The organism is Peterkaempfera podocarpi (genome assembly GCF_042466665.1).
Taxonomy (GTDB): Bacteria; Actinomycetota; Actinomycetes; order Streptomycetales; family Streptomycetaceae; genus Peterkaempfera; species Peterkaempfera podocarpi.
On the sequence record NZ_CP162102.1, the window covers coordinates 3993467 to 4018941 of the forward strand.

General features: G+C 73.1%; 23 protein-coding genes and 1 pseudogene. 4 read left to right on the forward strand and 20 right to left on the reverse strand.

Annotated features, from left to right (window positions below; all coding sequences use genetic code 11):
• Nucleotides 1-267: 267 nt before the first annotated feature.
• The 3 genes and pseudogenes from panD to AB0761_RS17490 all read right to left on the reverse strand — a co-directional run.
• A pseudogene (panD, locus tag AB0761_RS17480) lies at nt 268-567 on the reverse strand (aspartate 1-decarboxylase); the annotation flags it as partial.
• 40 nt (nt 568-607) lie between these two features.
• Nucleotides 608-1465 (reverse strand): pantoate--beta-alanine ligase, encoded by an 858-nt coding sequence (panC, locus tag AB0761_RS17485; protein WP_377274176.1) that lies wholly within the window; start codon nt 1463-1465, stop codon nt 608-610.
• Nucleotides 1465-2394 carry a Rossmann-like and DUF2520 domain-containing protein gene (locus tag AB0761_RS17490; RefSeq protein WP_377274178.1) on the reverse strand — a complete coding sequence of 310 codons (930 nt, stop codon included), beginning with the start codon at nt 2392-2394 and terminating at the stop codon, nt 1465-1467. The genes panC and AB0761_RS17490 overlap by 1 nt, the downstream gene beginning before the upstream one ends.
• A 172-nt stretch (nt 2395-2566) precedes the next feature.
• On the opposite strand from AB0761_RS17490, the gene AB0761_RS17495 reads away from it, so the two are divergent.
• A complete protein-coding gene (locus AB0761_RS17495) occupies nt 2567-3697 on the forward strand; it encodes a threonine aldolase family protein (RefSeq protein ID WP_377269968.1) in 1131 nt (376 codons plus the stop codon).
• A 60-nt stretch (nt 3698-3757) separates the two neighbouring features.
• Here the strand turns inward: AB0761_RS17495 and AB0761_RS17500 are convergent, their stop codons facing one another.
• From AB0761_RS17500 to AB0761_RS17510, 3 genes are all read right to left on the reverse strand, one after another.
• Complete coding sequence (locus AB0761_RS17500; protein ID WP_377269969.1) at nt 3758-5467, reverse strand: proline--tRNA ligase; 1710 nt, start codon at nt 5465-5467, stop codon at nt 3758-3760.
• Nucleotides 5468-5608: 141 nt separating this feature from the next.
• Nucleotides 5609-6298, reverse strand: a complete 690-nt coding sequence (locus AB0761_RS17505) for a response regulator (protein ID WP_377269970.1) — start codon at nt 6296-6298, stop codon at nt 5609-5611.
• A gap of 22 nt (nt 6299-6320) precedes the next feature.
• Nucleotides 6321-7529: a sensor histidine kinase gene (locus AB0761_RS17510; RefSeq protein WP_377269971.1), complete on the reverse strand. Its 1209-nt coding sequence runs from the start codon at nt 7527-7529 to the stop codon at nt 6321-6323.
• Nucleotides 7530-7720: 191 nt separating this feature from the next.
• On the opposite strand from AB0761_RS17510, the gene AB0761_RS17515 reads away from it, so the two are divergent.
• On the forward strand, nt 7721-8761 hold the full coding sequence (locus tag AB0761_RS17515) for an SAM-dependent methyltransferase (RefSeq protein WP_377269972.1): 1041 nt from the start codon (nt 7721-7723) through the stop codon (nt 8759-8761).
• Nucleotides 8758-9915, forward strand: a complete 1158-nt coding sequence (locus tag AB0761_RS17520) for an NADH-quinone oxidoreductase subunit D (RefSeq protein ID WP_377269973.1) — start codon at nt 8758-8760, stop codon at nt 9913-9915. Before AB0761_RS17515 ends, AB0761_RS17520 begins: the two co-directional genes overlap by 4 nt.
• 60 nt (nt 9916-9975) lie before the next feature.
• Here AB0761_RS17520 and AB0761_RS17525 read toward each other — a convergent pair whose 3' ends face one another.
• The 13 genes from AB0761_RS17525 to dacB all read right to left on the reverse strand — a co-directional run bounded on the left by AB0761_RS17525 (nt 9976) and on the right by dacB (nt 24258).
• The gene (locus tag AB0761_RS17525) at nt 9976-11007 is read right to left on the reverse strand and encodes a hypothetical protein (protein ID WP_377269974.1); all 1032 of its coding nucleotides are present in this window, start codon (nt 11005-11007) and stop codon (nt 9976-9978) included.
• A 212-nt stretch (nt 11008-11219) separates the two neighbouring features.
• Entirely contained in the window at nt 11220-11702 is a 483-nt protein-coding gene (locus AB0761_RS17530; protein ID WP_377269975.1) for a DUF3180 domain-containing protein, read from the reverse strand.
• Between the two features lie 155 nt (nt 11703-11857).
• Nucleotides 11858-12445 (reverse strand): 2-amino-4-hydroxy-6-hydroxymethyldihydropteridine diphosphokinase, encoded by a 588-nt coding sequence (gene folK / locus AB0761_RS17535; RefSeq protein ID WP_377269977.1) that lies wholly within the window; start codon nt 12443-12445, stop codon nt 11858-11860.
• 43 nt (nt 12446-12488) lie between these two features.
• Complete coding sequence (gene folB / locus AB0761_RS17540; RefSeq protein WP_377274180.1) at nt 12489-12848, reverse strand: dihydroneopterin aldolase; 360 nt, start codon at nt 12846-12848, stop codon at nt 12489-12491.
• Nucleotides 12849-13063: 215 nt separating this feature from the next.
• A complete protein-coding gene (locus AB0761_RS17545) occupies nt 13064-13549 on the reverse strand; it encodes a nuclear transport factor 2 family protein (RefSeq protein ID WP_377269979.1) in 486 nt (161 codons plus the stop codon).
• Nucleotides 13546-14409: a dihydropteroate synthase gene (gene folP, locus AB0761_RS17550; RefSeq protein WP_377269980.1), complete on the reverse strand. Its 864-nt coding sequence runs from the start codon at nt 14407-14409 to the stop codon at nt 13546-13548. Before folP ends, AB0761_RS17545 begins: the two co-directional genes overlap by 4 nt.
• 33 nt (nt 14410-14442) lie before the next feature.
• Nucleotides 14443-16284, reverse strand: a complete 1842-nt coding sequence (locus AB0761_RS17555; protein ID WP_377269982.1) for a phosphatidylglycerol lysyltransferase domain-containing protein — start codon at nt 16282-16284, stop codon at nt 14443-14445.
• 152 nt (nt 16285-16436) lie between these two features.
• Nucleotides 16437-17042, reverse strand: coding sequence for a GTP cyclohydrolase I FolE (gene folE / locus AB0761_RS17560; RefSeq protein WP_377269983.1), 606 nt, complete (start codon nt 17040-17042; stop codon nt 16437-16439).
• A 129-nt stretch (nt 17043-17171) separates the two neighbouring features.
• Nucleotides 17172-19199, reverse strand: a complete 2028-nt coding sequence (ftsH, locus tag AB0761_RS17565; protein WP_377269984.1) for an ATP-dependent zinc metalloprotease FtsH — start codon at nt 19197-19199, stop codon at nt 17172-17174.
• Between the two features lie 263 nt (nt 19200-19462).
• Nucleotides 19463-20017, reverse strand: coding sequence for a hypoxanthine phosphoribosyltransferase (hpt, locus tag AB0761_RS17570; protein ID WP_055588495.1), 555 nt, complete (start codon nt 20015-20017; stop codon nt 19463-19465).
• Between the two features lie 14 nt (nt 20018-20031).
• A complete protein-coding gene (tilS, locus tag AB0761_RS17575; protein ID WP_377269985.1) occupies nt 20032-21126 on the reverse strand; it encodes a tRNA lysidine(34) synthetase TilS in 1095 nt (364 codons plus the stop codon).
• A gap of 451 nt (nt 21127-21577) precedes the next feature.
• Complete coding sequence (locus tag AB0761_RS17580) at nt 21578-22753, reverse strand: zinc-dependent metalloprotease (RefSeq protein ID WP_377269986.1); 1176 nt, start codon at nt 22751-22753, stop codon at nt 21578-21580.
• Between the two features lie 26 nt (nt 22754-22779).
• On the reverse strand, nt 22780-24258 hold the full coding sequence (gene dacB, locus AB0761_RS17585; RefSeq protein ID WP_377269987.1) for a D-alanyl-D-alanine carboxypeptidase/D-alanyl-D-alanine-endopeptidase: 1479 nt from the start codon (nt 24256-24258) through the stop codon (nt 22780-22782).
• Nucleotides 24259-24397: 139 nt separating this feature from the next.
• Between dacB and AB0761_RS17590 the strand changes: the two genes are divergently transcribed.
• Entirely contained in the window at nt 24398-24892 is a 495-nt protein-coding gene (locus AB0761_RS17590) for an inorganic diphosphatase (RefSeq protein WP_377274182.1), read from the forward strand.
• A gap of 180 nt (nt 24893-25072) precedes the next feature.
• Here AB0761_RS17590 and AB0761_RS17595 read toward each other — a convergent pair whose 3' ends face one another.
• The gene (locus tag AB0761_RS17595) at nt 25073-25456 is read right to left on the reverse strand and encodes a hypothetical protein (RefSeq protein ID WP_377269988.1); all 384 of its coding nucleotides are present in this window, start codon (nt 25454-25456) and stop codon (nt 25073-25075) included.
• Between the last annotated feature and the right edge of the window lie 19 nt (nt 25457-25475).

Below are 25475 nucleotides of genomic sequence, written 5' to 3' on the forward strand. Positions count from 1 at the left end.
CGTGTCAGTGGGCGGTCCGTACCGCGCCGTGTTCCAGGTCACCGTACGCCTCGGGGTCCGCGGGGGTCCGGGGGCCGCGATGTGGACGGCGCCGCTGTGCACGGCGGCCGCTCGTACGGTGTCGCCGCGCACGCCGTCGCCGCGCACGCCGTCGCCGCGCACGGTGTCCCCGCGCACGGTGTCGGTGCCCGGAACAGCCTCTGCGGGGTCGCCGCCCATTCCCGTGATCCGGTTCTCCGCGTCCACAAAGACCACCCTGGGCACCCAGGCGCGTGCCTCGGCGTCCTCCATCTGCCCGTAGCCGATGAGGATCACCAGGTCACCGGGGTGCACCAGCCGCGCCGCGGCGCCGTTGATGCCGATCACCCCGCTGCCACGCGGCCCTGCGATGGTGTACGTCTCCAGTCGGGCGCCGTTGTCGATGTCGACGATGTGGACCAGCTCGCCGGGGAGCAGGTCGGCCGCGTCCAGCAGATCCTGGTCCACGGTGACCGAGCCGACGTAGTGCAGGTCGGCCTGGGTGACGGTGGCACGGTGGATCTTGGACTTGAGCATGGTGCGGAGCATGGGTCACGCCTCCTGTGAGTGCATGCCGGGACGGCTCTGGCTAGAAGTGGATCCGTACGTTGTCGATCAGCCGGGTGGTGCCCACCCGGGCGGCGACCGCCAGCACCGCCTCACCGGTGTGGTCGTCGGCCGCCTCGGTGAAGTCCGCCGGGTCGATCAGCGCGAGGTAGTCCAGCACCACGGGCGGCTCGGCCCCGGCGGCAGCCTCCAGCACCGCCTGCGCCGCCCGGCGCACCGCTGCGGGACCCTTCGGTGCCACCTGTACGCCGGTCAGCAGCGCCCGCGACAGCTCCCGGGCGGAGACCCGCTCCACCTCCGACAGATAGCGGTTGCGGCTGGAGAGGGCGACATGGTCCCCCTCCCGGACCGTGGGCACCCCCACGACCTCCACCGGGAAGTTGAGGTCGGTGGCCATCCGCCGGACGACCGCCAGCTGCTGGGCGTCCTTCTCCCCGAAGAACGCCACATCGGGCGCGGTGAGGTGGAGCAGCTTCGCCACCACCGTGCAGACCCCGTCGAAGTGCCCGGGGCGCGAGGCGCCCTCGTACCGCTCCCCCATCGGCCCGGCCGCTATCCGCACCTGCGGCTCACCGCCCGGGTAGACCTCCTCCACCGGGGGCGCGAAGACCACATCGGCGCCGGCCTCCGCGGCCAGCTCGAGGTCGGCCTCCAGGGTGCGCGGATAGCGGTCCAGGTCCTCCCCCGCGCCGAACTGCAGCGGGTTGACGAAGACGGTGACCACCACGGTGCCCTCGGGGCCCAGCCGCTCCCGGGCGGCCCGGACCAGCGTCGCATGGCCCTCGTGCAGTGCCCCCATGGTCATCACCACACCGCGTCCACCCGCTCCCGCCACGAGCCGCTGACGCAACTCCTCGCCGGTGTGCAGCAGTTCCGCCATCATCCGTCCTTCCGGTCGTCGGCCAGCACATCCAGCAGCGCCTCCGCCGCGTCCGCCTTGAGCATCCCTGCAGCCAGCGCCCGGTCGGCGGTGGCCCGAGCCATCGCCCGGTACGCCTCCAGCGCCTGCGGGGAGACCCGCCGCAGCTGCTGCAGATGGCGCCGTACGGTGCCGGCGTCGCCCCGGGCGACCGGGCCGGTGAGGGCCGCGTCGCCGCTGCGCAGGGCGTTGTCCAGGGCGGCTCCCAGCAGCGGGCCCAGCATCCGGCCGGGCTCGGCGACCCCTGCGGCGGCCAGCAGTTCCTGCGCCTGGGCGACCAGGGTGACCAGGTGGTTGGAGCCATGGGCGAGAGCGGTGTGGTAGAGCGGCCGCACCTCCTCCGGCACCCATTCCGGCTCCCCGCCCATCTCCACCACCAGCGCCTCGGCGACCGGCCGCAGCTCCTCCGGCGCCGTCACTCCGAACGGGCAGCCGGCCAGCCGGGCCACATCCATGGAGGTGCCGGTGAACGTCATCGCGGGGTGCAGCGCCAGCGGTAGCGCGCCGGCCCTGGTGGCGGGCTCCAGCACCGCCACACCATGGGCGCCCGAGGTGTGCACCAGGAGCTGCCCGGGGCGTACCGCGCCGGTGGCGGCCAGCCCGGCCACCAGATCGGCCAGTGTGTCGTCGGGGACGGTCAGCAGCACCAGGTCTGCGGCGGCCATCACCTGAGGTGGCGTCACCAGCCGCACCCCGGGAAGCAGGCTCTCGGCACGGCGGCGGGAGACGGCGGAGACACCGGAGGCGGCGACCACCCGGTGGCCGGCCAGTTGCAGCGCGGCGCCCAGCGCCGGGCCGACCCGCCCGGTCCCCACCACGCCCACGGCCAGCCGGGCCGGCCGGTTGCCGGGGTCGGCGGGGTCGCCGAACTCGAATTCGGGCAGGCCCATGGGGCCCGCCCCGTCGTCGGGTGCGTTCATCGCTCTGCGTCGACCTTCAATCCGTTCCAGTCCCCTTCGGGTACCGGACGTACCCCGTCATCGTACGGAAGTACCGCCGCCCGGGCACCCCCGCTCCCTGTGTCGGGGCCCACAGGCCGGCCGGTGAGGGATGATCTCCGGCATGGACGAGGAGCGCGAGAAGCGGGCCGCGGTGCTGCGCGGCTGTACCAGGGTGCTGTCCCAGCAGCCGACCCGGACGATGCGGGAGCGGCTGGCGGAGCTGGCCGCGGCGGACGGGCAGGCCTACGGGCTGGACGGCCTGCCCGACGTCTACGGCGACGGACCGGTCGCCCGGCTGGAGCAGCGGGTGGCCGACCTGCTGGGCTTCGAGGACGCGGTCTTCTTCCCCACCGGCACCATGGCCCAGCAGGTGGTCCTGCGCTGCTGGGCCGAGCGCACCGGCAGCCGCACCGTGGCCATGCATCCGCTGTCGCACCCGGAGGTGCACGAGCGGCACGCGTACGCGGACCTGACCGGTCTGCGCAGCGTCTGGCCCACCAGCGCGCCCCGGCTGCCCACCGCCGCCGAGGTGCAGGCGCTGGGGGAGCCCTTCGGGACCCTGATGCTGGAACTGCCGCTGCGCGACGCCGGCTTTGCGCTGCCCACCTGGGACGAGCTGTGCGGGGCGGTGGACGCGGCCCGCGAACGGGAGGCGGTGGTCCACTTCGACGGGGCCCGGCTGTGGGAGACCCCGGCCCACTTCGGGCGCTCCCTGCCGGAGATCGCCGGGCTGGCCGACTCGGTCTATGTCTCCTTCTACAAGTCGCTGGGCGGCTTCTCCGGCGCCGCGGTGGCCTGCTCCGCGGACCTGGCGGGCCAGTGCCGCGCCTGGCGGCACCGCTACGGCGGGCAGCTGTACCAGCAGTGGCCGACCGCCCTGGCCGCACAGCTGGGGCTGGACCGGGAGCTGCCGCGGCTGCCCGAGTACGTCGCCCATGCCAAGCCGGTGGCGGCCGCCCTGGCCGGTGCCTTCGCGGGTGTGCCCGGCGCCCGGGTCCACCCCGAACCGCCGCACACCCACCAGTTCCAGCTCTGGCTGCCCTACCCGGCCGACACCCTCGCCCAGGCCGGGCTGCGCCTTGCCGAGGAGACCGGCCGGGCACTGTTCGGCGGCTGGCGCGAGTCCCCGCTCCCCGGGCTGTCCATGACCGAGGTCACGGTGGCCTCGTCCGCCCTGGAGTGGACCCCCGCCGAGGTCGCCGACTCCGCGGCGGCACTGCTGGAGCGTCTGTCCGCCGACCCCGGCCGCTGAGGCCGCGGACGGGGGAGCCGCCGCACCTGGGCGCCGGCCGGGCCGGCCGGCGCCCAGGGCTCAGCCTGCGGCGGTGACCAGCTTGCGGATGTGCTCCGCCGCCTCGGAGACCGGCACGGTACGGGTCTCGCCGCCGGCCCGGGTGGTGATCTCGACCGTGCCGTTGGCCAGTCCCCTGGCGCCGACCGTGATGCGGAAGGGGATGCCGACCAGCTCCACGTCGCGGAACTTCACCCCGGGCCGCTCGTCGCGGTCGTCCAGCAGGACGTCGACCCGCTCGCGCTGCAACTCCGTGTACAGGGTCTCGGCGGCCTCGGCGACCTGGACGTCGCCCTTGCCGAGGACCACCACGGCCACCTCGAAGGGCGCGATCGCCACCGGCCACACCATGCCCTGCTCGTCGTGGTGCGTCTCCACCACGGCGGCCAGCGCCCGCTCCACGCCGATGCCGTAGCTGCCCATGATCGGGACCACCCGGTCGCCCTCCGGGCCGAGCACGGAGACGCCCAGCGTCTCGGTGTACTTGCGGCCCAGCTTGAAGATGTGGCCGACCTCGATGGTGCGGACCACCTCCAGACCCGCGCCGCAGTCGGGGCACGGCTCGCCGGCGGTGACCTCCCGCAGGTCGGCCCAGCGCTGCACGGCGATGTCCCGCTCGATGTCGACGCCGCGCAGATGGACACCGTCGGTGTTGGCGCCGGTGGTCATGTCGGTACGGCCGCGCAGCGCCTCGTCGGCGATCACCGGCAGTCCGGCGGGGACACCGACCGCGCCGAGGCTGCCCGGGGAGGCGCCCAGCGCCGCCTGGATCTCCTCGGGGGTCGCCGGGCGGACCGCGGTGGCGCCGAGGGTGTCGACCAGCTTCTGCTCGACCAGGGTGTGGTCACCGCGCATCAGGACCAGGGTCAGCCGGCCGTCCACCACATGGACCAGGGTCTTGATCTGGCGCTCCGCCACCACTCCGTGCTGCCGGGCCAGTTCGTCGATGGTGCGGGCGTCGGGGGTGTCGAACCGCTCCGGGGCGTCCGGCCCCGGGCCGTCCGCCACCTCGGGCAGGGCGGAGGTGGCCTTCTCGGTGTTGGCCGCATAGCCGCACTCCGGGCAGCGGACCACCAGGTCCTCGCCCGCCTCCGAGGGGCACATGAACTCCACCGAGGCGCTGCCGCCCATGGACCCGCTGGACGCCTGCACCGCGACGGCGGGCAGCCCGATCCGAGCGAAGATCCGCTCATAGGCGCCCCGGTGCAGGTCGAAGGCGCGGTCCAGCCCGGTGGCCTCGACATCGAAGCTGTAGGCGTCCTTCATGGTGAACTCGCGCACCCGCAGCAGGCCGCTCTTGGGGCGGGCCTCGTCGCGGAACTTGGTCTGGAACTGGTACCAGATCTGCGGCAGGTCCCGGTAGGACCGCAGCTCCTGGGAGAGGACGGTGAAGATCTCCTCGTGCGTCATACCGAGCGCCAGGTCGGCCCCCTTGCGGTCGCGCAGCCGGAACATCTCCTCGCCCATCACCTCCCACCGGCCGCTGCGCTGCCAGATCTCGGCCGGGTGCAGGGCGGGCAGCATGAACTCCTGGGCCCCGATCCGGGTCATCTCCTCGCGGATGATGTCGACGATCTTGGACCGGACCCGCACCGCGAGCGGCAGCAGCGAGTAGTGGCCGGCCATCAGCTGCCGGACGAAACCCCCTCGCACCAGCAGCCGGTGGCTCACCGCGTCCGCGTCCGCCGGGTCCTCGCGAAGTGTGGGTACGTACAGCTGGGACCAGCGCATGGGACCGGTGACCGACCTCTCGGGTGGGGGGAGCCCTCGGGCGGGGGGCTCTCGGCGAAGGGGCGACAGGAGCCGCAGTCTAGCCCCGCCACCCGCCCCGACCTGCGCCATTTCAGCGCCCGGCGGGCCGCCGCATACGGCTCAGACCGGTCCGCCGGCCCGGACCAGGCCGGTCTCGTAGGCGAGGACCACGGCCTGGACGCGGTCGCGCAGCTCCAGCTTGGCCAGGATGCGGCCCACATGGGTCTTCACCGTCGCCTCGGAGAGGGTGAGCCGGGTGGCGATCTCCCCGTTGGAGAGGCCCTGCGCGACCAGCAGGAAGACCTCCCGCTCACGGTCGGTGAGCCGGGCCAGGGCGGGGGCCTCGGCCGGCGGGTGCGGGCCGGGCAGCACATCGGCGAAGCGGTCGATCATTCGGCGGGTGGTGGTCGGTGCGACCACCGCGTCACCGGCGTGGACCGACCGGATCGCGGCGACCAGCTCGGTCGGCGGCACGTCCTTCAGCAGGAAGCCGCTGGCCCCGGCCTTGAGCGCGGCGAAGGCGTACTCGTCCAGGTCGAAGGTGGTGAGGATGAGCACCCGTGGCGCGTCGGCGCGGGGGATGCCGCCGGAGTCCAGGCAGATCCGGCTGGTCGCCTCCACACCGTCCATCCTGGGCATCCGTACGTCCATCAGGATCACATCGACCTCGGCCCCGGCCAGCACCTCCAGCGCCTGGGCGCCGTCGCCGGCCTCGGCGGCGATCTCGATGTCCCCCTGGGACTGCAGCACCATCCGGAAGCCGGTGCGCAGCAGTTCCTGGTCGTCGACGAGCATCACGCGGATCGTCATGTGCGGCGGTTCCTCCGGGGTGTCAGACCGTGGTCACGGTCTTCAGCGGCAGTACGGCACGGATGCGGAAGCCTCCTCCGGGTCTCGGTCCGGCGTCCAGACGGCCGCCGACCATACCGACCCGTTCCCTCATACCGATCAGTCCGTGCCCCTGGCCGTCGGCGCCCCCCTGCTCGTACAGCTCCGCGGCGGCCCCCCGGCCGTCGTCCTCGACCAGGACGTCCACCGTCCCGTCGCCGAAGCGGATGTGGACATCGGCGCGGACGTCGGGGCCGCCGTGCTTGCGGACATTGGTGAGCGCCTCCTGCACGATCCGGTACGCGGTCAGCTCCACACCGCGCGGCAGCGGACGCTGACGGCCCTCCAGGGTGAAGTCCACCGCCAGCCCCGCGCCGCGGACCTGCTCCAGCAGATCGGGCAGCTGCTCCACACCGGGCTGGGGGACGTACTCCCCCGCGCCGGGCTCCGCGGTGCGCAGCACCCCCAGCAGCCGGCGCATCTCGTCCAGCGCCTGGCGGCCGGTGGCGGCGATGGTCGCCAGCGCCTCCTTGGCCTGCTCCGGGGAACCGTCCAGCACATAGGCGGCCCCGTCGGCCTGGACCACCATCACCGAGACGTTGTGGGCCACCACATCGTGCAGCTCACGGGCGATCCGGGCGCGTTCGGCGGCGACCGCGACCTTGGCCCGGGCGTCGCGCTCCCGCTCCAGGCGGGCGGCCCGGTCCTCCAGCTCGGCGTAGTAGGCCCGGCGGATCCGGGTCAGTCGGCCGAGCGCCCAGCAGAGCACGAACGGCGCCGAGAGCAGCACGCTGACCAGAACCGTCTGGCCGGGCTGGGAGACGTTGGGATCGGTGGCGCCGAACCGCCACACCGCGAGCGGCCCGGCGGCCAGTCCGGCCGCCATGGCCGTCCGGGAGGCCCAGCGGGAGCCGAACGCCGCCGCGGTGTAGGTGAGGACCAGCAGCACCACATCGGCGACGTTGGGCGTCCAGTCCGCCGCCACCTGGAAGATCCCGATCAGCACCCCGCCCACCAGGGCCGCGTCCGGCAGCCGTCGGCGCAGCGCCATCAGCCCGGCCAGGGCCAGCGTGTAGAGGACGTAGACGCCGTCGGAGTTGCCGAACCCGGCGCCGGCCGGGCCGCTGAGCATGCTGACGCCCAGCACCAGCAGCGCCCACGCGGTGTCCACCGTCGTGGGATGTCTGCGGAGCCAGGAGTAGAGCTGCTGCACACGTCCAGCCTAGGCAGCCGCAGCGCCGGCTTTGGTCCACCGGCAGGGCGATCCGCTCTACTCCCCAAGTCGGAGAGCGGCCCGGGGCGGGTACCGGGGCCCGGCGGCGCAGCCTCGGGGGCCGGAGCCCTCCGGAGCGGGGACCGGCCGGGTACCGGAGGGAGCCGGCCTGGCCCGGTAGCGTGCTGTGCATGACCTGGACGGGCTGGCGCGCGGCCATGCAGCACGCGCTGTACGGGGACGGCGGCTTCTACCGCCGTCCGGAGGGCCCGGCAGGGCACTTCCGCACCTCGGTGCACGCCTCACCGAGGTTCGCGGACGCGGTGGCGCGGCTGCTGGCCCAGGTCGACGCGGAGCTGGGCAGGCCCCCGGAACTCGCCCTGGTGGATGTCGGCGCCGGACGGGGCGAGCTGCTCCAGGGGGTGCTGACCGCAGTGCGGCGGGACTACCAGGCGGTGGCGGACCGGCTGCGGCCCTACGGGGTGGAGGTCGCCGGCCGTCCCCCGGGGCTGGCGGCGGAGGTGGTCTGGTGCACGGAGCCGCCGGCCGGGGTCACGGGGCTGCTGTTCGCCAATGAGTGGCTGGACAATGTGCCGCTGGACATCGCCGAGGTCGACGACCACGGCGTGCTGCAGCAGGTGCTGGTGGAGCCCGCCGGCGGCGCGGAGCAGCCGGGCGGGCCGCCCTCGGACGTGGACGCCCGGTGGGCGGCCCGCTGGTGGCCGGATGCCGTGGAGCCGGGCTTCCGGGTGGAGCTGGGACGCAGCCGGGACGAGGCCTGGGCGGGCGCGGTGCGTTCGCTGGAGCGGGGACTGGCGGTGGCGGTGGACTACGCCCATGGTGCGGATGCCAGGCCGCCGTTCGGCACGCTCGCGGGCTTCCGCGGCGGGCGTGAGGTGCAGCCGGTGCCGGACGGCTCCTGCGATGTGACCGCACATGTGGCGCTGGACGCCTGCGCCGCCGCCGGGGAGGCGGCCGGCGCCGTCCACAGCCTGTGGACGACCCAGCGTGAGGCGCTGCGGGCGCTGGGGGTGGGTGGCGCCCGTCCGCCGCTGGCGCTGGCCTCCGCGGACCCCGCCGCATATCTGCGGGCGCTGGGTTCCGCCGGGGAGGGCGCGGAACTGACCGACCCGGCGGGGCTGGGCGGCTTCGGCTGGCTGGTGCAGGCGGTCCGCATGCCGGTACCGGAAGGCCTACGGGGTGCCCGGGAGTGGCAGACTTGCCGGTCATGAGGGAGACCACGGTCGGCATCGGCTCCGGTGCGGAGAACGTCACCGAGTTCGGCACCAGCGACATGGTGCTCAACATCGGCCCGCAGCACCCGTCCACGCACGGGGTGCTGCGGCTGAAGCTGGTGCTGGACGGCGAGCGGATCGTGGCTGCGGAGCCGGTGATCGGCTATATGCACCGCGGCGCGGAGAAGCTGTTTGAGGCCCGCGACTACCGGCAGATCGTCATGCTGGCCAACCGGCACGACTGGCTCTCGGCCTTCGCCAACGAGCTGGGCGTGGTGATGTCGGTCGAGCGGATGCTCATGGAGGTGCCCGAGCGGGCGGTCTGGGTGCGGACCCTGCTGGCGGAGCTCAACCGGGTGCTCAACCATCTGATGTTCCTCGGCTCCTATCCGCTGGAGCTGGGCGGCATCACCCCGGTCTTCTACGCCTTCGAGAGCCGCGAGACGCTCCAGCACGTCATGGAGGAGGCCTCCGGCGGGCGGATGCACTACATGTTCAACCGGGTCGGCGGCCTCAAGGAGGATCTGCCGGCAGGCTGGCTGGGCCGGGTCCGGACCGCCGTCGCCCAGGTCCGCTCGCAGCTGGGCCGTATCGACGACCTGGTGCTGGGCAATGAGATCTTCCGCGGCCGCACCGCCGGCGTCGGCGTGCTGGCCCCCGAGCTGGTGCACGCCTACGGGGTGAGCGGGCCGATCGCCCGGGCCTCCGGAGTCGACTTCGACCTGCGGCGCGACGAGCCGTATCTGGCCTACGGGGAGCTCGCCGATGTGCTGCGGGTGGCGGTCCGCGAGGAGGGCGACTGCCTGGCCCGCTTCGAGTGCCTGCTGGAGCAGACCCACATCTCGCTGGACCTCGCGGACGCCTGCCTGGACCGGCTGGCCGAACTCCCGCAGGGGCCGGTGAACCAGCGGCTCCCCAAGGTGCTCAAGGCCCCGGAGGGCCACACCTACACCTGGACCGAGAACCCGCTGGGCGTCAACGGCTACTACCTGGTCTCCCGGGGCGACAAGACACCGTGGCGGCTGAAGCTGCGGTCCGCCTCGTACAACAACATCCAGGCCCTGACCGAGCTGCTGCCCGGCACCCTGGTCGCCGACATGGTGGCGATCCTGGGCTCGATGTTCTTTGTGGTCGGCGACATCGACAAGTAGGACATCGACAAGTAGGCCGACGGCAGGCCGCCCCACAGCGGTGCGGGGCGGCCCGGGCGGCTACTGGACGGCGCGCAGCGCCCGCAGGTCCATCCGCTCGGTCTCGTCGTGCTCGGTCAGATCCACCACGGCCGGGCCGTCCTCGGCCTGCTGCGGCTCGGCGGCCCGGGCAGCGGCCGGGGCCGGCTGCAGCGGCTCCGGCGACTGCGCACCGGCATCGCCGCCGGTGTAGCGGGCCTGGGCGGCGACAGCCTCGTCACCGACCACATCGCTGAGGTCGCCGACCGCCTGGGACGGCACGGTGGGCAGCCCGCCTGCCGTGGTCCGGTCGAAGAAGCTGAAGCCCGCGCTGCGGGCGACCACCACCGGCCGCGGGCGCTGCCGCTCCAGCGGCACGATCGCGGTGGCGGGGGTGCTGGGCGTGTGCTCGACCGGGGCCTGCGGCCGGGCCGCGGGCAGTGCCGGCACCGTACGGCCGGCCGCCTCCGCGGCTTCGGCGGCCCGTCGGCGGGCGCTCTCCGCGTTCACCTGGGCCGCGACCCGCTGGGCGTGCTCCACGGCGGCGCGGCGCTCCAGGGTGCGCAGCACGGCGGCGGCCCGGACATAGGCGGTCGGGGTCACCGGGTGACGGGCGGGCTGCTCGGCCGTACGACGCCGGGCCGCCTCGGCGTCCTTGACGGCCTGTCCCGCCGCGGCCACGGCGCGCTCCCGCAGCAGCCGGGCGTTCTCGGTCTCCGCGCGGGCGAGCCGGGACTTCTCCACGGCCAGTCGGCGGCCCAGCCGCGAGACCCGCTCCTCGGCCACCTCGACGGCGTACTCCAGCTCGGCGAGCTGCTCCTCGTGCCGCTCCTCCGCCCGCTGCCGGGCGATCGCGGCGGCATCCATCGCCAGCTCGCCCGCCCGGTCGCGGCGGCGCAGCAGCAGCACGCCCGCGCACGCGGCGGCGACGGCGAACAGGCCGACCGCCCGTGTCACCACGGTGTCATCGTCGAGCAGGACCAGCGCCCCGGCCGCGATGGTGAGCACTGCGACGGCGAGCACGGGAAGGATCCGGCCCAGGGTCGAGGATTGACGGTGGCGTCCGCGTGGCATGGCCAAAAACTAGCGTGCCCTTCCCGGCGGTGTCAGCCACCGGGCCGAATCGTGTCTAGACAGGGACAAACGGTCACCGTACGCGGCCGCTCCGTCACATCACAGCGCCGGTCGGGCCGGGTGCGGTCCACCTGCGGAGACCCGCCGGGCCCCTGGGCTCCGGCCCCGGCCGCCCGCCACCGGTGACCACCGGCCCCTCCGCCGGAGCGGTGTCAGCGCGGCGCCGGGGCGGTGGGGTCGTCGTGGTCCTCGGGAAGCTTGCAGATGTGCTGGATCCACAGCGCCGCCACGATCACCGCGAGACCCGCCAGCACGGTGAAACCCGCCGTGACCGCCTGCGACTTGCGGGCCGGCTGGTCCAGCAGGGAGAGCAGAAAGACGCCCGTGCCGCCGTAGACGCCCACCGCCAGCGCCGCGACCAGCGCACTGGCCTGGCCCAGCACCACCACGCGGGCCGCGACCAGCGGGTCCACGCCCTTGGCGTCCGGCTCACGGTCGCGCTGGGCGCGCAGCCGGCCGCGGATGGAGATCGCCGCGGCCAGCAGCACCACGGCGACCACCGCCAGCACCACCGGAGCGGCCGTGGGGATCCCGGGCAGGTCCCCCACCGAGTCCCAGAGCTTGGCGCCGGCCCAGGCGAGCACTCCGGAGACCACGGCGATACCGGCCAGCAGGGCCGGGCGAAGCGGCTTCACGCGGAAGGTGTCCTTCCTGACAGGGTCCGGGCGGCGGGTTGCCGCCCACCGGAGGCGCGGCCACCGGCAGCACCACCGTACTTGGGCGACAACGCACAGCCACCCGCCGCCCGTTCCGGAAGTCCCGCACCGGGACGGCGGCTCCGGGCCGCGGACTACTCGGGCAGCCTCAGCTCGAGGTCGTCGCGCCGGCGCACGCCCTCACCGCTGACCTCGTCCAGCAGATCCGACACCCGGCCGTGGCCGGGCAGCTCCGCCTCGGGCTCGGCGTCATGCCAGGGGGCCAGCACAAAGCCCCGCTCATGTGCCCTGGGGTGGGGCAGGGTGAGCGTCGGGTCCTCGGAGATCACACCGTCGTAGGAGACGATGTCGACATCCAGCGTCCGCGGACCCCAGCGGACCTCACGGGTACGGCTGAAGGCGTCCTCCACCGCTCCGGCCCGCTCCAGCAGGGAGCCGGGTCCGAGGGTGGTGCGCACCACGATCACGGCGTTGAAGTAGCTGGGCTGGTCGGCGGGGCCGCCCACCGCCTCGGTCTCGTAGACCGGCGAGACGGCCTTCACCCGGATACCCGGGGTGTCCTCCAGCGCGTCGACCGCGCCCTGCAGGGTCTCCAGGCGGTTGCCCAGATTGCTGCCCAGGGCGATCACCGCGCGCTGCGGGTTGTGCAGGGTGCTGTCCGCGGAGTCGACGGTGTACTCGACACGGGACGGCACTGGCGAGGTCGTCGGGTCGCTGCTCATCTGGATTACCTCGCTTCGTCGCGGGGGCCGGTGGCGCGGAAGGTCACCCGCGGCTCCGGTGGATGGTGATGGTCACGTCGTCGAACGGCACGGTGATCGGGGCGTCCGGCTTGTGCACGGTCACCTCCACCTCCTGCACCGGCTCGTGCTTCAGGCACTGGTCTGCGATGCGCTGCGCCAGGGTCTCGATCAGGTCGACCGGATCGCCGGAGACGATGGCGCAGACCTCCTCGGCGACGATGCCGTAGTGCGCCGTACGGGTCAGGTCGTCGGTCTCCGCCGCCGGACGGGTGTCCATGTGGAGCACCACGTCCACCACGAACGTCTGCCCCTCCTCGCGCTCCCGCTCGAAGACACCGTGGTGGCCGCGGGCACGCAGGCCGCGCAGTGCGACACGGTCCAGCAATCGAATCACTCCAGAGACAGAACACCGGCGGGCCCCGTTGCCCGCCGTCGAACGAATCTACCGTCGGCCTGTGACAGAGGCGGCAGGTCACCGGCGTGGCCGCAGCCGTCCTACCCGGGTGGTGCGGCGCTCACGCCTGCCCGGCCCCCGTACCAGGTGAACATCCGGTGCAGGCTGCCCATTCCCCCCGGGCCGCCGCTGCGGCCCCCTGCTCAGTCGTCCTCGTCCTCGTCGACGCTGGTCAGCACGGGTGAGCCATGGTGGGACCAGAGCCGCCAGCCGTCGGCGGTCCGCCGGAAGAGGTTGCTGGCGACGACCTTGCCCCCGACCAGCGGCGCCAACTCCCCCTCCTCCTCGGCCTCGCCGCTGGAGAGGATGTTCTCGGTGCAGGTGACAAGTGCCACATCGCCGGAGAGTTCCACCTCCACATCGGTGAGGAAGAACTGGATGTAGTCGGTGTTCGCCATGATCAGCATGTAGGAGCGCAGCACCGTGGCCCGGCCCCGCAGCATCGGCCACCCCGGGTGCACACAGACCACGCCACCGGTGTCGTCGGCGTCCGCGCCGGACAGCCAGACATCGGTGAGAGCGTCGGCGTCGCCGCGTTCCAGGGACTCGTACAGGGCGGTGTTGACCGCCAGCACCGCCTCCCGGTCCGCAGCCGCCCGCCCTGCCGTCCCCCCGCCCGGCGGGGTCACTCCGCCGCCTGCTGCCAGGCGGCGACCACCCGGACGGCGTCGGCGCTCGCCCGGACGTCGTGCACCCGCACCGCCCAGGCTCCCGCCTGCGCGGAGAGTGCCGACACGGCGGCGGTGGCGTCGTCCCGCTGCCGGGGCGGGCGGGGTTCACCGGTGGCCGGGTCGGCCAGCAGCGCACCCAGGAAACGCTTGCGGGAGGCGGCCACCAGCACCGGCCGGCCCAGTGCGACCAGGGCGTCCAGACCGCCGAGCAGCGCCCAGTCCTGGGCGGCGTTCTTGGCGAAGCCCAGCCCCGGGTCCAGGATCACCTGCGAGGGGCGCACCCCGGCCTCGACCACGGCCTCCATCCGCTGCTGGAGCTCCTTGGCCACATCGGTGACCACGTCGTCGTAGACCGCCAGCCGGTTCATCTCCAGTGAGTGCCCCCGCCAGTGCATCACCACGAAGGGGACCCCGGTCTCCGCCGCGACCCGGGCCATGTCCGGGTCCGCGAGGCCGCCGGAGACATCGTTGAGCACCGCGGCACCCACAGCCACCGACTGCTCCGCGACCACGGCCCGCATGGTGTCCACACTGACCACCGCACCGGCGGCGGCCAGTTCGCGGACCACCGGGATCACCCGGCGCAGCTCCTCCTCCTCGCTGACCCGGGCCGCGCCGGGGCGGGTGGACTCACCGCCGACGTCGATCAGGTCGGCGCCCCGGGCCACCAGCTCCAGCCCGTGGGCGACCGCGGCCGCGGGGTCCAGCCAGCGCCCCCCGTCGGAGAAGGAGTCCGGGGTGACATTGACCACGCCCATGACGGCGCAGCGGTCCAGCGGGGCGAGGCCGGGCAGCGGCGCTATGGCGGCAGTACTCATGTGACCCATTATCGGCCCGGGGGGCCGGCCGGTTCAGGCGGCCAGCCGGGTACGGCCCTCGTCCGGCGCGTCCCCCATCCGCTGCCGGCGGCGGCCGAACCGCGGCATGCCCACCGTGATGAAGGCCTCCGCCTGCATCGCGGCGAAGCCGATCCTGGGCAGGTCCCGCGCGGTGGGGTAGACCAGGAAGCGCGGCTCCCACTCGGGCTGGAACTTGGCGTTGAACTTGTACAGCGACTCGATCTGGAACCACCGCGACAGAAACACCAGCAGTCCGCGCCAGGCGCGCAGCACCGGTCCGGCGCCCAGCCGCTCACCGCGCGCCAGCGCGGAGCGGAACATCGCGAAGTTCAGCGAGACCCGCTTCACCCCGAGCTCCGGCGCGGCCTGCAGCGCGGCCACGATCAGCAGCTCGTTGAGGCCCGGATCGGCCGCCCGGTCGCGCCGCATCAGCTCCAGCGAGATGCCGTCCACGCCCCAGGGGACGAAGTGCAGCACCGCCTTGAGATCACCGAGCGCGGGGTCCTCCCACTGCCCCGGCTCCGCGCCGCGGTGTGCGGTGACCACCAGGCCCGCGTCGTCGCAGGGGTCACCGAAGCGACCCAGCGCCATGGAGAAGCCGCGCTCGGTGTCCGTACCGCGCCAGAGGGCTGCGGCACGCACCACCCGCCTGCGCTCCTCCGCGGAGAGCTCGGCGACCCGGCGGACCTTGCAGCTGTAGCCGTTGCGCTCGATGCGCTTGACCATCTGGCGCACATTGCGCATGGCGCGCCCGGAGAGTGAGAAGTCGTCGGTGCGGACGATGGCCTCGTCGCCCAGTTCCAGGGCGTCCAGGCCGGCCTCGCGGGTCCACACCTCGCCGCCGAGCTCGCTGCACCCCATCACGGCGGGCACCCAGGCATGGGCGCGGGCCTCCGCCAGGAAGATCTTGATCGCACCGGGCCAGGCCTCGACATCGCCCACCGGATCGCCGGAGGCCAGCATCACCCCGGAGACCACCCGGTAGGAGATCGCCGCCTTGCCGCTGGGCGAGAAGAGCACGCTCTTGTCCCGGCGCAGCGCGAAGTAGCCCAGCGAGTCGCGGGCGCCGTGCCGGTCGAGCAGCGCCCGGAGCCGGTCCTCGTCCGCGAGGCTGAGGACCGCCACCGGCTCCGAGGGACGCAGCGCCAGATAGGCGGTGACCATGGCGGTCAGCAGACCGAGGCCGGCCAGTGAGTAGCCCACCAGGTCGGAGGTGCGCTCAAAGCTGTAGTGGATCGGGCCGTTGAAGCCCACCAGCCCGTAGGCGACCTCCTGCAGCCGCTGGCGGAGGCCGGGGTTGCCGAGCTCACTGCGCGGGTGGACGGAGACGATGACCAGGCCCAGCCCCACACTGGTGGCGCCCAGCCCCAGGAAGCTCCACAGCGCGCGCCAGCGGGTGCGCGGATCGGCCTTGGCGTAGAACTCGCTGCGGTGCGCCAGCATCACCGCCAGCAGCACCAGGGAGACCACCGCCGTCACGGTCGCGTGCCAGCGCAGCAGATGGAACACCGCGCTCACTGGCAGCAGCACCATCACGGCCCGCCAGGCGCGGCGCTTGCGGCGCCGCAGGGCGTGCGCCAGCAGCACCAGCAGCACACCGATCATCAGTGAGCCGGCGGTGGCCAGAGTGGTCACGCCCCCCGGCAGCAGCGCGGCCAGCTCATGCATCCGGGTGTGCCGGAACCGCGGGAACACCGCCCCCGCGATGTCGACCAGGCCGATGAGCAGAGCGGCGTATCCCACGGCGGCGGGAGCCCAGGCCCGGGGCGCGGCCGCGGCCTGGTCGCGCAGCGACTTCAGCCCCGAGCGGCGGCCCGGGTCGCTGGAGGGCTCAGTGGACACTGGTGCGCTCATAGCTGTTCAGCGTAGAGGCGGATATCGCACGTCTCGTAGATCTCAAGTATGAGACGTGATAATTCCTCATGACTACGCCCCCTTTGTACGGCACCCGCCGTTCGTGCATTGGGACGTGGTGGAGCGGGGCCCGGTTCCAGGCCCCCGGCCGGTCAGCGGCCTATGATCAGGCTCATCGCCTCGGCCCGGGTGGCGGGGTCGCGCAGTTGGCCGCGGACCGCGGAGGTCAGGGTCTTGGCACCGGGCTTGCGGATGCCGCGCATCGACATGCACATGTGCTCGCACTCGAAGACCACGATCACACCGCGCGGTTCCAGGATGCGCATCAGGGCGTCGGCGACCTGGGTGGTCAGCCGCTCCTGGACCTGGGGACGGCGGGCGTACACATCCACCAGGCGGGCCAGCTTGGAGAGGCCGGTGATCTTGCCACTGGCGGACGGGATGTAGCCGACATGGGCCACACCGCGGAACGGCACCAGGTGGTGCTCGCAGGTCGAGTACACCTCGATGTCCTTGACCAGGACCATCTCGTCGTGGCCGAGGTCGAAGGTGGTGGAGAGCACCTCCTCGGGCTCCTGCCAGAGTCCGGCGAAGATCTCCTGGTAGGCACGCGCCACCCGGGCGGGGGTCTCGCGGAGCCCCTCGCGGTCGGGGTCCTCGCCGACCGCGATCAGCAGCTCACGGATCGCGTTCTCGGCCCGCTTCTGGTCGAACACACCGAGGGTGCGCTCACCGTCGAGAGTCACCGGGTCGGTCATGCGGTCCTCGCTATCTCTGGTGGTCCGGGGCCTGTGCCGCGGGGGGCTGGAAAGCGGCACGGCCGCATCCCCAGCCTAGAGCGCCGGGGATGCGGCCGTTCATTCCGGGTTCGGGGCCCGGAGAGGTGGTCAGACCGCGGGGGGCGGCTCCTCCAGCGGAGGAAGCTTGACCGTGTCCACCGGGGAGTCGGTCACCGAGGGGGTGGCCGGCTGGCTGCCGTTGGTGAGGGCCAGCTCCTTGGGGGACTGCACCGGCGGACGGGTGGACGGCGTACGACGGGTGGAGCCCGTCCAAGCCGGCCGCGGCGGCCGCTTGACGATCGGCTTGAAGATCTCGGCGATCTGCTCCTTGTTCAGCGTCTCCTTCTCCAGGAGGGCCAGAACCAGGTTGTCGAGCACGTCGCGGTTCTCGACCAGGATCTCCCACGCCTCGTTGTGCGCGGTCTCGATCAGCTTCTTGACCTCTTCGTCCACCAGCGCGGCGACCTCTTCCGAGTAGTCGCGCTGGTGCGCCATCTCCCGGCCGAGGAACGGCTCGGACTGGTCGGAGCCGAACTTGATGGCCCCGAGGCGCTCGGTCATGCCGTACTGGGTGACCATGGCCCGCGCGGTGGCGGTGGCCTTCTCGATGTCGTTGGCCGCACCGGTGGTCGGGTCGTGGAAGACCAGCTCCTCCGCCGCACGCCCGCCCAGCATGTAGGCCAGCTGGTCGAGCATCTCGTTGCGGGTGGTGGAGTACTTGTCCTCGTCCGGCAGGACCATGGTGTAGCCCAGTGCCCGGCCGCGCGACAGGATGGTGATCTTGTGCACCGGGTCGCTGTTGGGAGAGGCAGCCGCGACCAGGGCGTGTCCGCCCTCGTGGTACGCGGTGATCTTCTTCTCCTTGTCGCTCATGATCCGGGTCCGCTTCTGCGGGCCGGCCACGACACGGTCGATCGCCTCGTCCAGGGCGACGTTGTCCACCAGCTTCTTGTCGGAGCGGGCGGTCAGCAGCGCGGCCTCGTTGAGCACATTGGAGAGGTCGGCACCGGTGAAGCCGGGGGTGCGGCGGGCGACGGCCTGGAGGTCGACGTCCGGAGCGATCGGCTTGCCCTTCTGGTGGACCTTGAGGATCTCCAGACGGCCCTGCAGGTCGGGGCGCTCCACGGCGATCTGCCGGTCGAAGCGGCCCGGGCGCAGCAGCGCGGGGTCCAGGATGTCGGGGCGGTTGGTGGCCGCGATCAGGATCACGCCGCCCTTGACGTCGAAGCCGTCCATCTCGACCAGCAGCTGGTTGAGGGTCTGCTCGCGCTCGTCGTGGCCACCGCCCAGACCCGCACCGCGGTGCCGGCCGACGGCGTCGATCTCGTCGACGAAGACGATGGCCGGGGCGTTGGCCTTGGCCTGCTCGAACAGGTCGCGGACCCGGGACGCACCGACACCGACGAACATCTCGACGAAGTCGGAACCGGAGATCGAGTAGAACGGCACCCCGGCCTCACCGGCCACGGCGCGGGCCAGCAGGGTCTTGCCGGTGCCGGGCGGGCCGTAGAGCAGCACACCCTTGGGGATCTTGGCGCCGACGGCCTGGAACTTGGCCGGCTCCTGCAGGAACTCCTTGATCTCGTGGAGCTCCTCCACCGCCTCGTCGGCACCCGCCACATCGGCGAAGGTCGTCTTGGGGGTGTCCTTGGTGATCAGCTTGGCCTTGGACTTCCCGAAGTTCATCACCCGGGAGCCGCCGCCCTGCATCTGGTTCATCAGGAACAGGAAGACGATCACGATGAAGACGATCGGCAGCATCGACAGCAGGATGCTGAGGAACGCGTTCTGCTTGGTCGGGGAGACGGTGTAGCCGTCGGGGAGCTTGTTGCTCTCCATGGACGACTGCAGCTTGTCAGCGATGGCAACGCCCTGGTCGCCGATGTACGACGCCTTGACCTTGTTGCTGCCGTCGATCTTCTGGTTGTCCTTGAGCTGGATCTTGACGGTGTTCTCGTCGCCCGTGGTCAGCTGCGCCTGCTGCACCTTGCCGGCGTCGATGGCCGCCACGACCTCGCCGGTGTCCACCGTCTTGTAGCCGTTCGAGGACGAGACGACCTGCATCAGTACGATGACGGCAAGAACGGCCAGCACGATCCACATGATCGGCGCACGGAAGTATCGTTTGACGTCCATCCATGCGGGGCGTCGCCGCCCCGTCCCTCCTGCCACTCAACGGCGCCGGGCGGTCTCTTCGTCCGCCGGCGCATCCGGGTATGTGCTTCGACCTCATGCGGTCCCCGCTCCGCAGTACTAAGAGCGGGTTATTTGAACAAGTAGTACAGCTTGGACGGTACCGCAGCCACCCACCTCAAGGACGAATGCGTTCCGCTGGAGGTTCAACGGCGGGTGACAGCGCTCTGTTCCCAGCCACCGCCACCCGCCCGCAGACGGTCGGCTCAGCCGCCGTAGACGTGGGGTGCCAGGGTGCCGACGAACGGCAGATTGCGGTATTTCTCCGCATAGTCGAGGCCGTAGCCGACCACGAACTCATTGGGGATGTCGAAGCCCACGTACTTGACGTCGATCTCCACCTTGGCCGCATCGGGCTTGCGCAGCAGGGTGCACACCTCCAGGGAGGCGGGGCCCCGCGAGCCCAGGTTGCCGATCAGCCACGAGAGCGTGAGACCGGAGTCGATGATGTCCTCGACGATCAGCACATCGCGGCCGGCGATGTCGGTGTCGAGGTCCTTGAGGATGCGCACCACACCGGAGGACTTGGTGCCCATGCCGTACGAGGAGACCGCCATCCAGTCCATGGTCACCGGCGAGTGCAGGGTTCTGGCCAGGTCGGCCATCACCATGACGGCGCCCTTGAGGACGCCCACGATCAGCAGGTCCCGCCCCGCGTAGTCCCGATCGATCCGGCCGGCCAGCTCGGCGAGTTTGGAGTCGATCTCGTCCTTGGTGATCAGCACCTTGGCGAGATCGGTGCCCATGTCCTTGTCGTCCACCGCGCGGTACTTCCTCAAGCGTTTGGGGTCTGGGTCCGGAAGAACAGACTGCCACACCTGCGGCGGGCTTCGACGCCCCCGGGCAGGTGCAGCGGCCCCTGGCCGCGCCAACCCGTGACCAGCTGCTCCACCGCCTCCACATGCCGGGCGAAGAGGTCCCCGGGCGGACTGCCCGCCCGGACCGCGGCCCGGCGCAGCACCCGGCGGCGTACGGCTGCCGGCAGGTCGGCCAGCCGGGCCGCGTCCAGGGGTGCTTCCGGGTCCGCCGGGTCGCGCAGCTCGCGCTCCACCTGGTCGGCCCAGACGTCCAGCGCGTCGGCGTCGTCACGGAACAGCCGGGCGGTGCGGGCGAGCGCCTCCACCACGCCGCCGCCCAGGTGCTTCTCCAGCACCGGCAGCACCTCGTGGCGGACCCGGGAGCGGGTGAAGGCCGGGTCGGTGTTGTGCGGGTCGTCCCACACGGCGACACCCTGGGCGGCGCAGGCCTGCCGGGTGGCGGCGCGGTCGACCTCCAGCAGCGGCCGGCGGTAGCGGCCGGCGGCGGGGGGCATCCCGGCGAGCGAGCGGGCACCGGAGCCCCGGGCCAGGCCGAGCAGCACGGTCTCGGCCTGGTCGTCGCGGGTGTGGCCGAGAAGCACCGCGAGGGCGCCGTGGCGGGCGGCGGCCTCCTCCAGCGCGGTGTAGCGGGCGGTACGGGCGGCCGCCTCGGGGCCGCCCTGGCGGCCGACGGCGACGGTGACCGCCTCGACCGGGTCCAGGCCGAGACCGCGCAGGCGGTCGGCGACCTCCCGGGCGCGGTCGGCCGAGCCGGGCTGGAGGGCGTGGTCAACGGTGACGGCGCCGGCCCGCAGCCCGAGCTTGGGGGCTTCGAAGGCGGTGGCGACGGCGAGGGCCATGGAGTCGGCGCCGCCGCTGCAGGCGACCAGCACCAGAGGGGCACCGGGAGCGGCCTGCGCCCGGGGCAGCCGGGTCGGGTCGGCGGAGACCTGGCGCGGCGGGGTGGGGGGTGGGGCGGCGAAGGCGCCGCCGGGCGCCGCATGGGCGGCGAGGTCGGCGAGGGTACGGCGGACTGCCAGGCGTATCGCTGCGACGGCGGGATGCGGACCCACGGCGGGCTCTCCTTAGGGACGGGACGGCCGCACAGGGGACGGGGGCGAGCCCTTCCTCGGGCGGTCGGCGGGCCAGGTCATGGCGCTTCCGGCGGGTCGACGACGCGGTGTGCCGGGTATGCCCCGCCTGGCTACAGATGGTCGCAGAAGTGCAGCCTCTGCCGGGGTGCCCGCGCCACCGGTACGACAACGGTCCCACGGACGGGTGAATGGAGAAACGGTCCATCGGCCAGAACCGTTCACCCGACCGGGCTGCGGCGATCACATCCGCTCATGGCCCTGCACCCGTCCCGCGGAGGGCAGGTGATGCCCCGCCGGGCACGGGTGCCGGTCCCGCGGCACGGGCCGCACGGGCTTTATGGACGGCACGGCACAAGGACACCCGCACAGCTCCCCGGGCGCCCGGGGACCCGGCAGTTCCGCAGTTCCCGGGGTTCCGCAGTTCCCGGGGTCAGCCGTGGGTGCGGGTCACCCAGGCCGCGGGGTCGTGGATCTCGTCGCGGGTGGGGAGGGTGTTGGGCGAGGTCCAGACCCGGTTGAAGCCGTCCATGCCGACCCGGTCCACCACCGCCCTGACGAAGGCCGCGCCGTCCTGGTACTGCCTCAACTTGGCGTCCAGGCCGAGCAGCCGCCGCAACAGCAGGTCCAGCCGCCCGGCTCCCCTGGCCCGGCGCTGCTGGAACTTCTCCCGGATCTCCCCCACCGAGGGGACGACCTCCGGGCCGACCCCGTCCATCACAAAGTCGGCGTGCCCCTCCAGCAGCGACATCACCGCGGTGAGCCGGGCCAGGATCTCCCGCTGGGCGGGGCTCTGCACGGCGTCCAGCAGGCCGCCGGGCCCGTCGTGGTGCGAGTCCTCCGTGGTGTGCTCGCCGCCGCCGAGCCCGGGGATGGGGAGGCCGCCGGCCAGGCCGCGGGCGGCCTCCGCCAGCCGCTCCAGCAGGGTCGCGGGGTCCACGTCGGTCTCGGCCAGGAAGGCCTGGATCTCCGACTCCACGTGGTCGCGCAGCCAGGGCACCGCGGCGAACTGGGTGCGGTGGGTCTCCTCGTGCAGGCAGACCCAGAGCCGGAAGTCGTGCGGGTCCACGTCGAGTTCCCGCTCGACATGGACGATGTTGGGCGCGACCAGCAGCAGCCGGCCCGCCGAGGCCCCGCCGGACGCCTTGGCGGGGCCTTCCTCGAAGAGCGCCGCCGGGCTGTCGGGCGCCTCGGCGGGGGCGAAGGTCTCGTACTGGCCCAGCACCTTGGAGGAGAGGAAGGCCAGCAGTGCGCCCACCTCCACCCCGGTGACCTTCTCGCCGACCGCGCCCAGCACCGCGGCGCCCGGGACGCCCTCCCGGCGTGCCTGCAACTTGCTGACCAGCGGCTGGATGACGGTGCGGAAGCCCGCCACATTGGCCTTGATCCAGCCGGGCCGGTCCACGATCAGCACCGGGGTGCCGGCGCCCGGGGTGGACAGCCCGGTGAAGGACCTGACGTGCTGCTCGGAGTCGCGCGCGTGGCGCCGCAGCTCGGCCACCACCTCGCGGGCCTCCTCGCGGGTGATCTCCGGTCCGGGTCGCACCAGCCGGGTCGCCGTCGCGACCGCGAGGTTCCAGTCGACCATGTCAGCACTCGCGCTCGTCATGCCTTCACCGTACGTGCTGGCGGGCGTTACCGGCAGCCGCATGCCGCGACGCGCACGGCGATCCGGTCCAGGGCGGCGCGCACCGTGCCCGCGTCGGCGCCGCCCCTGGCCATCAGGGCGAAGGCGAGCAGCCGCCCGTCGTGGTCGACGACCAGCCCGGCAAGGGTGTTGACGCCGTTGAGGGTGCCGGTCTTGGCCCGGACCAGGCCCGCCGCGTTGTGGGATCCCGTGGCGCTGGTGTAGCGGTCCTGGAGGGTGCCGGTGAAGCCGGCGACGGGCAGGCCGGTGAGGACGGGGCGCAGCTCGGGGTGGGCCGGGGAGGCGTCCAGGGCGAGCAGCTCGGTGAGGACCGCGGGCGGTATGGCGTTGTCCCGGTCCAGGCCGCTTCCGTCGTGCAGCACGGTGCGGCCGAGCGGCACCCCGGCGCGGGCCAGCGTCTCCCGTACGGCGGCGGCTGCGCCCTCGAAGGAGACCGGCTTGTGCGCGGCCACCGCGACCTGGCGGGCGACGGCCTCGGCGAGGTCGTTGTCGGACTCGGTGAGCAGCTGCTCGATCAGCCGGGCGAGGGTCGGCGACTGCACCCGGGCGAGCTCGGCGGCGTTCGCGGGGGCGGTCCTGGGCCGTACGGCAGAGACGGTGACGCCGTGGGCGCGCAGCAGCTGGGCGAAGGCCTCGGCGGCCTGGCCGGCGGGGTCGGACCAGCGGGAGGCCGGGCCGGTGGAACGGGGGTCGATCCGGCCCTCGTCGGTCATCAGTGCGCTGACCGGGGCGATGTTGACCCCGTCGTGGTACGGGTGGCGGACCGGCCCGTCGTAGGCGGAGGTGTCGTAGCCGAGGCGTATGGAGGTGGTTCCGGCGGCCTTGAGCGCGGCAGCCGTACGCGCCGCGAGGTCCCGCAGCGAGGCGGGGGTGCTGTCCGGGTCGGTGGCCCCCTTGGCCGCGGGGAGCGCGGTGAGGGTGGGGTCGCCGCCGCCGACCAGCACCACCTCTCCGGCGCCGCCGCCGCGTACCACCCGGGTGGTGATCCGGTGGTCCGGACCGAGCAGGGTGAGGGCGGCGGTGGTGGTGGCCAGCTTGGTGGTGGAGGCGGGCGTGGCGGGAACGGTCTCACCGGAGCCGTAGAGCAGCGTGCCGGAGGCCGTGTCGGACACCGCGACTGTCAGGGTGCCGAGCGTGGGGTCGGCCAGCGGGCCGGCCAGCACCGCGGCCAGCCCGGCCCGGGTCGGCGGCGTCCCCTGGCCGGCCGCCTGGAGCACCAGCCCTGCGGGCCGCCGCGCCGGGGTCGGCGCCGGCGTCGCCGTCGGATGCGGCCGGGGGGTGGCGGTGTGCGGCGCGGGGGCGGCGGCCGCAGCCCGCTCCGCGGTGCGCTGCCCGCCCTGCCAGGGCCCGGCGGCGGCGATCGAGCCCGCTGCCAGCAGCAGCCCCGTCGCACCGGCCACCGCGGCGGTACGGGCGGGTGAGGCGGCCGCCAGCCGGTCGGCGCCGAGCGCCGTCCAGCGCAGCACCGACCTTCCCGCGGACCGTCCGCCTGCCCTCATCCGATCGACCCACTGCCCCGCACGCTCCACCCACCGGCCCCTTTCCCGAGCACACCGCACCGTAGGAGACACTTGATTCTGACAGTGCCGAATCTTGGAGGACCCGTTGGAGTTCGACGTCACCATCGAGATCCCGAAGGGCTCGCGGAACAAGTACGAGGTGGATCATGAGACAGGTCGTCTCCGCCTCGACCGGATGCTCTTCACCTCGACCCGCTACCCGGCCGACTACGGCTTCGTCGAGGGCACCCTCGGCGAGGACGGCGACCCGCTGGACGCACTGGTCATCCTGGAGGAGCCGACCTTCCCGGGCTGCCTGATCAAGTGCCGGGCCATCGGCATGTTCCACATGACGGACGAGGCCGGCGGCGACGACAAGCTGCTGTGCGTCCCCGCCTCCGACCCGCGCTGGGAGCACCTGCGGGACATCCACCATGTCTCGGAGTTCGACCGCCTGGAGATCCAGCACTTCTTCGAGGTCTACAAGGACCTGGAGCCGGGCAAGTCGGTCGAGGGCGCCCACTGGGTCGGCCGGGTGGATGCCGAGGCCGAGATCGAGAACTCGGTCAAGCGCCTGAAGGAGTCCGGTCACGCCCACTGAGGCCTGACGAAGCGAGGGCCGCGGCCCGGGGAGACCCCCCGGTCCCGGCCCTTCGTGCTCTCCGGCCCGCGCGGCGGGTCAGCGATATGCGCGGATCAGCGGTACGGGCGGATCAGCGGAACGCGTAGGTCAGCGGTACGCGCAGGTCAGCGGAACGCGTAGGTCAGCGGTACGCGCAGGTCAGCGGTACGCGCGGAGCTGCTGGGGCAGCGGCCGGCGCAGCGGCGCGGGCCTGGGCGCGGGTACCGAGGGGCGCGGCGGCGCCGGGCGCAGCTCGGCCTCCAGCCGGGCGGCGATCCGCCTGGCCGCCTCGGCGTCGGCACCGGGCTTGGACGTCAGCCCGTCGTGGGCCGGCGGAACCACCCGGGGGGTGACCGCCCTCCGTACGGCCCTGACCACCTCCCGGGCCAGCCGCTGCAACTCCTCGTCGGTGGCGCCCGGGCAGCGGTCGGCCGCCCAGGCCTCGATCACCCGGCTCGCCGCCCGCCGGGCCTCGCCCGGGCGGGGGCGCGGACGGGTGCGGTCGGCGTCGGTCTCTGCGGCCGGTACTCCGGTGGTCTGCATGGGTGCTCCCCCAAGGGCA